The organism is Streptomyces sp. MGP-P1, from assembly GCF_057766565.1.
This window is the reverse complement of sequence record NZ_JBYMEM010000007.1, coordinates 2,853,416-2,864,898: the sequence shown is the minus strand read 5'-3', so window position 1 is coordinate 2,864,898 and position 11,483 is coordinate 2,853,416. Positions and strand designations below refer to the sequence as shown.

Sequence of the window (11,483 nt, the reverse complement as noted above, 5' to 3'; positions counted from 1 at the left end):
GTCCATGTTTCGTAAGAACCTGATGCCCTGAATGCCCCAGTTGTCTCCGTAGGGTGATGCGGGTGACCGATTCTTCTGCCGCTCTTCCGTTTCCGCCCGCCCCGCACACCGGCCTGCCCAGGGCCGACCTCGTGCTGCCCTGCCTCGACGAGGCGGCCGCGCTGCCCTGGGTGCTCGATCGCGTCCCCGACGGCTGGCGCGCGATCGTGGTCGACAACGGCTCGACCGACGGTTCGGCCGAGCTCGCCCGTTCCCTCGGCGCGCACGTCGTCACGGAGGAACGGCGCGGGTTCGGCGCGGCCTGCCACGCCGGGCTGCTCGCCGCCGAGGCCGAGTTCGTCTGCTTCTGCGACTGCGACGGGTCGCTGGACCCCGCGCTGCTGGCCGGCTTCGTGCGGCGGATCGCGGACGGCGAGTGCGATCTGCTGCTCGGCCGCCGTCGCCCCGAGGGCCGGGGCGCCTGGCCGCCGCACGCGCGCGCCGGCAATCTGGCACTGGCCCGGATGCTGCGCCGCCGCACGGGTCTGCGCCTGCACGACCTCGGCCCGCTGCGGGCGGCCCGCCGGAGCGATCTGCTCGCCCTGGACCTCACCGACCGGCGCAGCGGCTATCCGCTCCAGATGGTGGTCCGGGCCTCCGACGCCGGGCTGCGGGTCGCCGAGAGCGACGTCCCCTACCGGCCGCGCACCGGGAAGTCGAAGGTGACCGGCACCTGGCGCGGGACCTGGCAGGCGGTGCGCGACATGCGGGGCGTGCTGCGGGAGCCACCGGCGGACCGGGCACCGGACCGGGCCGGGCGCGCGGGGGCGGAGGCCGTTCGATGAGCGCGTACGGGCCGACGGAGCTCCTGGTCATCGCGAAGGAGCCGGTGGCGGGGCGGGTCAAGACCCGGCTCTGCCCGCCCTTCTCCCCGGCCGAGGCCGCCGAGCTCGCCGCCGCGGCCCTCGCGGACACCCTGGACACGGTGCTCGCCCTGCCCGCCCGGCGGCGCGTGCTGGTCCTCGACGGGCGGCCGGGCCCCTGGGTTCCCCCGGGCTTCGAGGTGGTGCCGCAGAGCGTGGGCGGTCTGGACGAACGTATCGCCGCGGCCTTCGGCGGGTGTACGGGGCCGGCCCTCCTGGTCGGCATGGACACCCCGCAGATCACGTCCGATCTGCTCGCCCCCGCTCTCGCCCCGGGCGCCTGGGACGGCGTCGGGGCCTGGTTCGGCCCGGCCGAGGACGGCGGCTTCTGGGCCCTGGGCCTGGCGGATCCCGATCCGGCCCTGTTGCGCGGGGTGCCGATGTCCGTCCCGGAAACGGGTGCGGTGCAGCGGCGCAGACTGGTGGAGGCGGAGCTCGCCGTGCGCGATCTGCCGGTACTGGTCGACGTGGACACCGCGGCCGACGCCCACCGGGTCGCGTCGGCGGCGCCGGGCGGCCGGTTCGCCGCGGTGCTCGGCCGGCTCACCGGGGCGGGGGTGCGATGAGTACGACCGTGCCCTCGTCCGGGCTCGTCCCCCCGGCCCCGGCCGACCGCGTCGAGGCCCCGGACGCCCACGGAGCGGCCGTCGGCTCCACGGACACCCCCGGCGCCGCGCCGATCCGCACCGCTCCGTGGGGCGCCGACCCGTACGCCAACGCCCTGCGCACCGGACGCGGTCCGTTGTTCCTGCGCCGCAACGACGGCTGGCTGCTGCCGCTGGACGTGGAGCGCTGGTGCTCCGACGCGGGCTCCGCCGATCTGTCCGCGCTGCACCGGTGCGAGGGCCCGGTGCTGGACATCGGCTGCGGGCCGGGGCGGCTGGTCGCGGAGCTGACCTCGCTCGGACACCGGGCGCTGGGCATCGATGTCAGCGAGGCGGCGGTGGCCCGTACGCGCGGGCTCGGCGGCGCCGCGCTGCTCCGCAGCGTGTTCGACCCGCTGCCCGGGGAGGGCCGTTGGGGCACCCTTCTCCTCCTCGACGGCAACATCGGCATCGGGGGCGACCCGGCCGCCCTGCTGGACCGGGCGGCCGATCTGCTCGGCGTCGGCGGGCTGCTGATCGCCGAGACCGCCCCCGTCGACGTGGACGAACGGGTCCGGGTCCGTCTCGACGACGGGCGGGACCAAGGGGATGGAAGGACCGCCCCCGCCTCCGCGCGTGACGCCGAGCCGTTCCCATGGGCGCGGATCGGCACGCCGGCCCTGCTGCGGCACGCCCACGCGGGCGGCTGGCTCACGGCCGGTCAGTGGGGCGCGGAGGGGCGGACCTTCGTCTCGCTGCGCCGGCCCGTACGGGAGCGGACCGCCCGGACCAGCAGCCAGAGCGCGGAGAGCCCGAACAGCGCGCCGGTGATCAGCAGCCAGTTGCCGAAGTAGACGTCCGGGGAGGTGCCGGCGGCGGCCTCGTACCGCCGTTCGGTGCGCCGGGCGATCAGCGGGAACCAGATCAGCAGGAGCAGTCCGGAGAGGAACGCCGGGACCCGGACGAAGTTCACCAGGGACGGCCGGGGGCCGAGCGCGGCGCGCAGCGCCCGGTCGGCCCCCGCGTACACCGGCAGCAGCACCAGGTCGTGCAGGACGGCCGACCCCGCGAACCAGAGCAGCACGCCGACGGTGTCCCCGTCCAGCAGCCGTACGCCCGCGTAGCCGGCCAGGCAGAACGTGGCGGCGAGCAGCAGCAGGTGGAACGGGCCCTCGCCGTACAGGCGGCGCGGCGAGAAACGCGGGCGGCGGGCGGCGGCGGCGGGCGGTACGGCTCGGGTGGACATCACAGCTCTCCGAACGTCAGGGTCTCGACCCACTTGGTGTTCAGCACCCCGGGCGCGGCGGGGACGATGATCCTGGCCGGGTAGCCGTGGTCGGGCGACAGCGGTGCGCCGTTCACCTCCAGTGCCAGCAGCGAGCGGCCGTCGCGGACCTGGTTGTCGCGGAGCGCGGCCTTGCGGAACGAGCCGCTGCGCTGGAGCGACTCGACGAACACGCCCGGCGGCCGGTCCGGGTATCCGGCGAGCGCCGCCAGGTCGGAGAGCCGCACTCCGCGCCACCGCTGGTCCGAGGTGGACCAGCCCTCCACGCAGGCGATCGGGAGCGCGGCGCCGTGCTGCTCCATGGCCAGCAGTTCGGCCCGGGAGAAGCGGAGCTCCCCGGCCGGCCCCCGTACCGTCAGCCGCCAGCGCTCACCGGTGTCGGCGGGCCTGATCCGTAGGGCGGCGGCGGTCTTGTTGATCTGGAAGGCGTTCGGGCCGGGCCCCGGGTCGGTGCCGCCGCGCGGGGTGAGGAGCGCGATGCGGCGCAGCGGCCCGTCGAAGCTGCGACCGGCCGAGGTGACCAGCAGAAGCAGCGAACCGGCCCCGACGAGGGCCAGCGCGCCGCGCCGGGACAGGGTGGCGGGCAGTGGGTCCGGGGCGGTGAGGGTGTCCGCCTCGCCGCGCGGGATGCCGCTCCGCAACACCCGTACGGCCTGTGGCATCTTGAGCGCCACATGGGTGACGAACCCGGCGAGGAAGACCCAGGCCCCGTAGAAGTGCAGGGTGTAGAACGACCCGGGGAAGAGGTAGTCCAGCTGGATGTTCAGCAGTCCGGTGAGGAACTCGAACAGCGCCCCGCCCACGAGCAGCAGCAGCGAGATCCGCTCCAGGGCGTGGCCCACGGAGCGGGCGGGCGGCAGCGCGAAGAGCCGGGGGGCCACGGACCAGAGTTTGGCGAGCAGGACGGGGACGAGCACGATGCCGACGGTGACGTGCAGGCCCTGGGTCAGCCGGTAGAGCCAGTGCGGGCCGGTCGGCCAGGAGAATAGGTAGAAGCCGAGCCACCCCTTGCCCGGGGTCTTGTCGTTGACCCGGTTCAGGTCGGGGTTGTAGGCCGCGTAGGAGAGCAGACCCGTGACGAACAGCAGGGTGAGTCCGGCGAGCAGGATGACGCCGAGCACGGCGGTGAAGCGCGCTCCGCGCACGGGGCTGCGCCAGAATGCCGGGTCGGCGGGGGTGCGCGGGGCGCGGAGGGAGTTGGGGAGGGAGCGGATGCGACGGCGTTCGGGCATGAGGCCGACGCTAGGCGGGGAACATCGCCGACGGGCGGACGCGACTCCTGACGGAATTCTGACGTCGCGCCGGAAGGACGGGGAAACGGGCATCGCCGCGACGCGCATCGCCGCCTGAAGAGTGAATCTGACGGTTCCGTGACGCGGCCCTGCCGTACCGCCCGATCGCGCCCCGGTGTGCATAGCGTGCCAGCGTGAAGACCGAGAACGCCACCCCCACGGACACCGCCGACGGCACGGGGCACGGCCCGCCCGCACCACCGGACCACGACCGCGCCCGGCGCGCGGGGCGGGCCGACCTGGTCGCCGCCGCGGCGGGCGTGCTGCTGGTCACGGCCGCCGTGATCGTCGGCCATGTCATCCAGAACCGGGACGGGAGTCTGCGCGCCCAGTGGCCGCCGCTGCTGGCCTCCTGGGACCCGCACCTGGGGCCGGGCACGTCGGCCGCTCTGATCATGGCGGTCCTCGTGGTCGTTCACGGCCCGGCGCTCGCCGCCCGGCTGCCCTGGCGCGGGCTGCTGGCCGCTGCCTGGGCCGGGTCCATGACCTGGGTCTTCTCGATGGCGCTGATCGACGGCTGGCACCGGGGCGTCGCGAAGCGGCTCACCACGAAGCACGAGTACCTGCGGGTCATCGACCGCTTCGAGGACATTCCCGCCACCCTGCGCGACTTCACGAACCACATCGTGATCGGCGAACCCGGCAACTGGCCCGCGCATATCGCCGGGCACCCGCCGGGGGCGACGCTGACCTTCGTGTGGCTGGACCGCATCGGTCTCGGTGGCGGCGCCTGGGCGGCCGTCTTCTGCGTCGTGGTGGGCGCCTCGGGGGTGCTGGCCGCCCTGATCACCGTGCGCCTGCTGGCCGGGGAGCGCCTGGCCCGGCGCGCCGGGCCCTTCCTCGTCCTCGCCCCGGCCGCCGTCTGGGCGGGCGTCTCCGCCGACGGCTACTTCACGGCCGTGGCCGCCTGGTCGGTGGCGCTGCTCGCGCTGGCCGCCACCCGCCGGGTCCGCTTCCCGGCCGTGGCGGCGGTCGGCGGGGGTCTGCTGTTCGGGTGGACCTGCTACCTCAGTTACGGGCTGGGGCTGATGGCGGCCGTCCTGCTGGCGGTGCTGGTGCTCATCCGGACCGCCCGCCCGGTGCCGTTGTTCCTGCTCGGCGCCCTCGTGGTCCCGGTGGCCTTCACGCTCGCCGGGTTCAACTGGTGGACCGCATACCACCTGTTGGTCGAGCGCTACTACCAGGGCGCGGGCGGCGTCCGCCCGTACGGCTACTGGGTCTGGGCCAACCTGGCCTGCGCGACCCTGGCGGCCGGGCTCGCCGCCGTCGCCGGACTGCGCCGGAGCGCGGCGGCCGCGCCCGGTGCCGTACGGGCACTGCGGGGCGGCTCAGCGGCGGCCTCCCCGGAAGCGAGGCTCGCGCTGCTCGTCCTGGCGGCGCTGGCGGCGCTGCTCGCCGCCGACCTCTCCGGCATGAGCAAGGCGGAGACCGAGCGCATCTGGCAGCCGTTCCTGCTGTGGCTGCTGCCGGCGACGGCGCTGCTCCCCCGCCGGGGTGTGCGGTGGTGGCTGGCCGCGTCGGCGATTCCGGCTCTGCTGATCAACCACCTGCTGTGGACCGGATGGTGAGGTGACGTCAGCACAGCATTCGTGTGCGTCACTTGGTCTCCAGGTCCCGGCGACGGAAGCCCATCAGCCCCAGCAGGATCAGTCCGGCGGCGACGGCGGTCAGGGCGAGCAGCGGGGTCCAGTCCATCCCGGCGGCCGGGAGTCGCGGCACATGGCCGAAGGGCGACAGGTTCTCCATCCAGTCCGGGAGCTGGAGGATCGGCCCCAGGTACCCGACGAGGAACGCGTACACGGGCACGATCCACGCCACCGCTCCCGCACGCGGGAACCAGCCGAAGAGCAGGACGGCCACGCCGACGGTCACCCACAGGGCGGGGGCGTACGCGGCGGCCGCTTGGACCAGGTCGAGGACCAGGCCCCCGTCCCCCGCCGACGCCGCGCCCGAGAGGCCGAAGCACAGTCCGGCGAGGACCAGCAGCGCGGTGCCGCCGGCCAGTGCGACGGCCACATGGCTTCCGAGCCAGCGGTTCCGGGAGAGGCCGGTGGCCAGGAGCGGTTCGGCGCGGCCGGCGCTCTCCTCCGCGCGCGGTCGCAGCGCGGCCATCACGACGTACACGGCGGCGACCACCGCGACGACCACCATCACCATGGACGCGAACGACTCGGCCACGGTGGCGCCGCCGATCTTCGCCAGCGCCTCCTGGACCTGTTCGATGTCCTTCACCATGTCGGCCGCCTCGCCGAGGATCGAGCCGTACATGACACCCATCAGGCACAACCCGGCGCCGAAGCCCAGCAGCGTCGCCCGGTGCAGCCGCAGGGCGAAGCCGAAGGGCCGGGTGAGGGCGTCGGACGCCGTACGCCGGCCGAGCCGCGCGGCGCGCAGGCCCGCGCCGACATCGCGTCGGGTGCTCAGGACGAATCCGTACGCCGCGGTCAGCGCGGCGAGGGCGAGGCAGAGCGCCAACGGCCACCACCGGTCGTCGACGAAGACATAGGTGCGCTGGATCCAGCCGATCGGGCTCAGCCAGGACAGGGCGTCGTTGCCCACGTCGCCGGAGGCCCGCAGCACGTAGGCGGCGCCGATCGCGGCGAGCGCCATGCCCGAGGCGCCCCGGGTGTGCGCCGTGATCTGCGCGGTGACCGCCGCGATCCCGGCGAAGACGAGCCCGATCGCGGCGTGGGTGAGGCCGTACAGCAGCGCCCCGCCGGGGCCGATTCCGTCGATTCCCATCGCGGTGAGGCCCAGGGTCAGCAGCAGGGCGAGCGCGAGGTTGGCCACGACGGCGAGCGCCAGTGCGGAGGCGAGGTGAGCGTGGTGCCCGACGACGGTGGAGCGGACCAGTTCGGCGCGGCCGGTCTCCTCCTCGTCGCGGGTGTGGCGGGTGACGATCAGGATGCTCATCAGACCCACCAGGACGGCCATGAAGCCGAGCAGTTGGTGACCGAGCATCGCGCCGGCGGTGTAGTCGGAGAGATAGTGACGAGGGCCGGTCATGGCGAGCGCGGCCGGGCTGTCCATGGAGCCGACGGCGGTGGCGCGTTCTTCGGGGGTGGAGTACAGCGCCTTGTACTCGGACGCCGTGGCCAACGTGCCCAGGGTGAGGGCGAGCAGCCATACGGACATGCGGACGCGGTCACGGCGCAGTCCGAACCGGACCAGGGTCCCGGTACCGGTGAAGGCGACCGAGGCGGCCCTGGCGGGCACGGCCCTTCCGGAGGCGTCGAGCGGCGCGACGGTGCTGGTCATCGGGGAACGCCGCCCTTTGCGCCGGTGGAGGTGGAGGGGGGCCCGTCGGAGTGCGTCGGCGCGTCGGAGGGCGCGGGGTCGCCTTTCCCCGTACGGCCGTTGGACGCGAGCTCGTCGCCGTAGTGGCGCAGCATCAACTCTTCGAGCGTCGGCGGGTGGCTGGTCAGGCTCCGGATGCCGAACTCTCCGAGCTTGCGGAGCGCGGCGTCGAGGTGTGCTCCGTCCACGGCGAAGTTCACTCTCCGATCCATCACCTTCAGTCCGTGCACACCGGGCAGGGCGTCGAGTCCGGCGGCCGGGCGCTCGGTCTCGGCCTCGACGGTCGTGCGCGTGAGGTGGCGCATCTCGCCGAGCGTGCCCGACTGCACGGTGCGGCCCCGGCGGACGATGCTGACGCGGTCGCAGAGCTTCTCCACCTGGGCCAGGATGTGGCTGGAGAGCAGCACGGTCTTCCCCGCCGCCTTGGCCTGGAGGATGACGTCCTGGAAGACGACCTCCATCAGGGGGTCGAGGCCCGCCGTGGGCTCGTCGAGGAGGAGAAGTTCGGCGTCGGAGGCGAGCGCGGCGACGATGGCGACCTTCTGCCGGTTGCCCTTGGAGTAGGCGCGGCCCTTCTTGACCGGATCGAGGTCGAACCGTTCGATGAGTTCGTCGCGCCTTCGCCGGTCGAGGCCGCCGCGCAGCTTCGCCAGCAGGTCGATGGCCTCTCCTCCGGTGAGGCCCGGCCACAGCTCCACGTCCCCGGGGACGTAGGCGAGCCGCCGGTGCAGCTCGACCGCGTCCTTCCACGGGTCCTTGCCGAGGAGTTGGGTCCCGCCGGAGTCGGCGCGCAGCAGCCCCAGCAGGATGCGGATCGTCGTGGACTTGCCGGCCCCGTTGGGTCCGAGGAAGCCGTGGACCTCACCCACTTCGACGGCGAGGTCGAGGCCGGTGAGGGCGTGCGTCCGACCGAACGACTTGTGCAGTCCGGCGACGGTGATTGCCTTCTTCATCTTCCGAAAGTACGCTTCTTTCAGAAGAGTGTGAAGTTAAGAAACTGTATGAATCGCTGGATAGAGTGGCCGAGCACGCGGGCGCACACGGGCGTCAGGGCCACAGGGACCGGGGTCGGAGCATGGATGAGCGGCGGAAAGAGAGCCGCGTGGACGGCGACGACGAGACGGCGGTCTCCCGGTTCGTGGAGCACTTCGCCGCCCAGCTGGTCCAAGCGGGTATGGCGCGCATGCCGGCCAGGGTCTTCGCCGCCCTGCTCTCGTCGGAGCGGGGCGTACTCACCTCCGCAGAGCTGGGCGAGCAGCTGAAGGTCAGCCCGGCGGCCGTGTCGGGAGCCGTCCGCTATCTCGCCCAGGTCAACATGGTCAGCCGCGAGCGGGAGCCCGGGTCCCGGCGTGAGCGCTATCGCGTGCAGGGCGACCAGTGGTACGAGGCGTTGCTGAAGCGGGACACCATTCTGAAGAACTGGCAGGCCACGATGGAGGAGGGCGTGGACCGGCTCGGCCTGGACACCCCGCAGGGACGCCGGATCAACGACACCCTGGAGTTCTTCCGGTTCCTGGAGAAGGAACTCGGGTCGATGATGGAACGTTGGGCCGCGCACCGGGCCGAACACCTCGGCGGCTGAGGAAGCACCGCCCTGCCGGGCACTTCCTCAGCGGCCGTCAGTTCACCGCCGACCCGTGGGCGCGGTCGAAGGCTGCCGCCCGGGTGCGATCGGACGGCAGCCCCGCCGGACGTGGGACGCGGATCAGCTGGGGAGCCGGTCCAGGATCCAGGTGCACAGCTCCTCGGTGATGCCCGTGTGCGCGGTGGTCGTGGACGAGCAGAGGAAATCGTCGAGTTCGCTCTCCTGCGGGTCCAGGTCATCGACGTTCGCGTACAGGTCGTCCTGCTTCTCGATGTCGCGGATCGCGACCGCGCTGACCGTGGGGACGAAGCAGACCTCCTCGTGGCGCAGGTCGATCTTGCCGCCGAGCTTCTCCATCGCCCCGGAGAGGATCTTGTACGTGTGCAGGGTTTCGCCCGGCGCGCCGTCCAGTTCCGGGAAGCCGTTGGTCGCGATGGTCCTCTCGGCCTTGGGGAACCTGCGGTTCAGGTACGCGGCCGTCACGTCGTCGCCCTGGGCCTGGGTGTAGAAGGTGGTGCCGGGGTAGATCCGGTCGATGCGCAGGGCGACCTCGCCGGGCTTCACGTCCGGCAGACCGATGCCGTCGGCGCGGCCGTTGGCCACGGCGATCTTCCTCGGGATCTGCGGCCAGTGGCCGACCCGGTCCAGGGCGGCCAGGAACTCCGTGCGCTCCGGGGCGACCGTGATCTTCTCGGTGTCCTTGTCGTAGTGCTGCCACAGCATCTGACGCGCGGCCGGGCTGTTCATCTGCCGCGCGAAGTCGTTCGGGAACGGGATGAAGTGCGAGAACGCCTGCACGCCGACGGGGATGGAAGCGCCGCGGTGCGGGCTGTCGTAGGAGAAGTACAGCGCGGTCCTGTGGTCCATCCGCTGCGTTTCGAGCTTGGCGAGTGCGTAGCGGGTGACGATGCCTCCCATGCTGAATCCGCCGACGACGAGACGGGTGTCGCCCACCTGCTCGGCCGTCGCCCGCAGGATGGCGGCCACCGCCGCCTCCGCGTTGTCCAGGATCGACGCGCTGCGCTCCTCGAAGCCGAGGAGGATCACGTCCCTGCCGCGACGGCGCAGCTCGCTGATGAAGGGGAAGCTGCCGCTCTCCAGCCCGTGGTAGAGCACGTCGAGCTTGCTCCGGCCGAGGTTGAAGCCGTCGGCCATGATCACGGGCCGGACGAGGTTGCCGTTGTTGCCCTCGCCGGGGAAGACCCAGGCGAAGCCGTTCGGCAGGGGCCATTCCTCGTGCTCCGGTACCTCGACGGTCCCGGCCGGCTCAGCGGTGAGCGGGCCTCCGAGGGTGAAGGCGCCGACATTGGGTTCGGACGTCTCTGACATCGTCGTACTCCTGGGGGAGGTGGGCGGGACGACCTCATCATGGTGGGCGGTATGGGCGTATCACTCCGGGGAGCCGGGGAGTTCACCACATCTGATGATCATGAGCGAAAAGACGTGCTCCGTGCGTCCGGGAGATGCTCCAGCACCGCTGCGGTCCCGGCCCGCGACGCCCGTTCCTGGACGCCCTGCCGCAGGAGGGCCGCGGTCACCGCCGCGGCCGGGCGAGGGTGCCCGGGCGGATCGCCTGATCGCCGAAGCGGGCCCGCGCCCGATCGGCGGCTTTCTCGATGCGGCGCCGTTTGCCGTCCGCAGGGTCCAGGAGCAACTGCTGGACGGCGTACTGGGCCTCGGTGACGTCCGCGCGAACGGTGATCGTGCGGACACGGGCGCGCTGCAGCCCGAAGCGGGAGTACAGGTCGTACGCGGCAGCGCCGAGTGCCGGCGTGTGAGCGGTGTACTCCTCCAGCGTGCGCGAGCGCTGCGTCGTGGCGCCGTCGGCGTACGAGATGCTCAGCGCGAGCCGCGCGGCGACCTGGCCGGTGGTGCGCAGCCGCAGTCCGAGACGTTCACAGAGGTCGAGCAGGGCCCGGCGGTGTGCGGCGGGGTCGAGCTCGTCGTGGCTGAACTCGTGGGAGAAACCGGTGGACTTGGGCGCCGTCTCGGAGGTGACCGGGCGCGGGTCCAGGCCGCGGGCCCGTTGCGACAGCGTCACGGCGGTGGTCTTGCCGAGGATGCGCTGCAGCGTCAGCAGCGGAACGTCGAGAAGGTCGCCGATGCGGTGGAGGCCGTACTCCCCGAGCGTTCGGGCGGTGGCCGGGCCGACCCCGTGGAGGGTGCCGACAGGCTTGGGACGGAGAAACGCGGCGACTGCCCCGGGGGCCGGGTCGACGACGGTGACCTGGCCGGGAGCGGTCGTGTCGGCCGCCATCGCGGCCAGCATCCGGTTCGGGCCGGCGCCGATCGTCGCGCGTAGCCCGAGGTGTGCGGCCAGGCGGAGTGCGGCCATGGTCGCCAGGCCACCCGTGTCCCGGTCGAAGAACCGCAGGGCGCCGGTGACATCGAGGTCGGCGGCGTCCGGCGGGAGGGCCTGCACCAGCGGGGTGAGATCACGCAGCAGCGCGAGGGCCCTCTCGTACGTCTCCTGGCCGGCGGGGCCGAGGTCGTGGAGCTGAACGCGCAGGATGCTTCGGGCTCGGGTGGTGGTCATGG

At 72.9% G+C, this 11,483-nt stretch carries 10 protein-coding genes; 5 read left to right on the top strand and 5 right to left on the bottom strand.

Annotated elements, in window-relative coordinates:
• Window positions 1-56 precede the first annotated feature (56 nt).
• The 3 genes from AC3CH1_RS34535 to AC3CH1_RS34525 are packed head-to-tail and all read left to right on the top strand — an operon-like array spanning window position 57 to window position 2,340.
• The gene (locus AC3CH1_RS34535; protein ID WP_488466476.1) at window positions 57-824 is read left to right on the top strand and encodes a glycosyltransferase family 2 protein; all 768 of its coding nucleotides are present in this window, start codon (window positions 57-59) and stop codon (window positions 822-824) included.
• Complete coding sequence (locus AC3CH1_RS34530; protein ID WP_488466475.1) at window positions 821-1,468, top strand: TIGR04282 family arsenosugar biosynthesis glycosyltransferase; 648 nt, start codon at window positions 821-823, stop codon at window positions 1,466-1,468. Before AC3CH1_RS34535 ends, AC3CH1_RS34530 begins: the two co-directional genes overlap by 4 nt.
• Entirely contained in the window at window positions 1,465-2,340 is an 876-nt protein-coding gene (locus AC3CH1_RS34525; protein WP_488466474.1) for a class I SAM-dependent methyltransferase, read from the top strand. The genes AC3CH1_RS34530 and AC3CH1_RS34525 overlap by 4 nt, the downstream gene beginning before the upstream one ends.
• Before the next feature lie 391 nt (window positions 2,341-2,731).
• Here the strand turns inward: AC3CH1_RS34525 and AC3CH1_RS34520 are convergent, their stop codons facing one another.
• A complete protein-coding gene (locus AC3CH1_RS34520; protein WP_488466473.1) occupies window positions 2,732-4,003 on the bottom strand; it encodes a molybdopterin-dependent oxidoreductase in 1,272 nt (423 codons plus the stop codon).
• 194 nt (window positions 4,004-4,197) lie between these two features.
• Here AC3CH1_RS34520 and AC3CH1_RS34515 point away from each other — a divergent pair, with 194 nt between their 5' ends.
• Window positions 4,198-5,631 carry a hypothetical protein gene (locus tag AC3CH1_RS34515; protein ID WP_488466472.1) on the top strand — a complete coding sequence of 478 codons (1,434 nt, stop codon included), beginning with the start codon at window positions 4,198-4,200 and terminating at the stop codon, window positions 5,629-5,631.
• A 28-nt stretch (window positions 5,632-5,659) separates the two neighbouring features.
• Here the strand turns inward: AC3CH1_RS34515 and AC3CH1_RS34510 are convergent, their stop codons facing one another.
• Window positions 5,660-7,321: an ABC transporter permease gene (locus tag AC3CH1_RS34510; RefSeq protein WP_488466471.1), complete on the bottom strand. Its 1,662-nt coding sequence runs from the start codon at window positions 7,319-7,321 to the stop codon at window positions 5,660-5,662.
• Complete coding sequence (locus AC3CH1_RS34505; protein ID WP_488466470.1) at window positions 7,318-8,313, bottom strand: ABC transporter ATP-binding protein; 996 nt, start codon at window positions 8,311-8,313, stop codon at window positions 7,318-7,320. The genes AC3CH1_RS34510 and AC3CH1_RS34505 overlap by 4 nt, the downstream gene beginning before the upstream one ends.
• Window positions 8,314-8,435: 122 nt before the next feature.
• Here AC3CH1_RS34505 and AC3CH1_RS34500 point away from each other — a divergent pair, with 122 nt between their 5' ends.
• Window positions 8,436-8,942, top strand: coding sequence for a GbsR/MarR family transcriptional regulator (locus tag AC3CH1_RS34500; protein ID WP_488466469.1), 507 nt, complete (start codon window positions 8,436-8,438; stop codon window positions 8,940-8,942).
• Window positions 8,943-9,065: 123 nt separating this feature from the next.
• On the opposite strand, the gene AC3CH1_RS34495 is transcribed toward AC3CH1_RS34500, so the two are convergent.
• Together AC3CH1_RS34495 and AC3CH1_RS34490 are read right to left on the bottom strand one after the other, a co-directional pair.
• Complete coding sequence (locus AC3CH1_RS34495; RefSeq protein ID WP_488466468.1) at window positions 9,066-10,274, bottom strand: esterase/lipase family protein; 1,209 nt, start codon at window positions 10,272-10,274, stop codon at window positions 9,066-9,068.
• Between the two features lie 205 nt (window positions 10,275-10,479).
• Window positions 10,480-11,481 carry a DNA polymerase Y family protein gene (locus tag AC3CH1_RS34490; RefSeq protein ID WP_488466467.1) on the bottom strand — a complete coding sequence of 334 codons (1,002 nt, stop codon included), beginning with the start codon at window positions 11,479-11,481 and terminating at the stop codon, window positions 10,480-10,482.
• Window positions 11,482-11,483 lie beyond the last annotated feature (2 nt).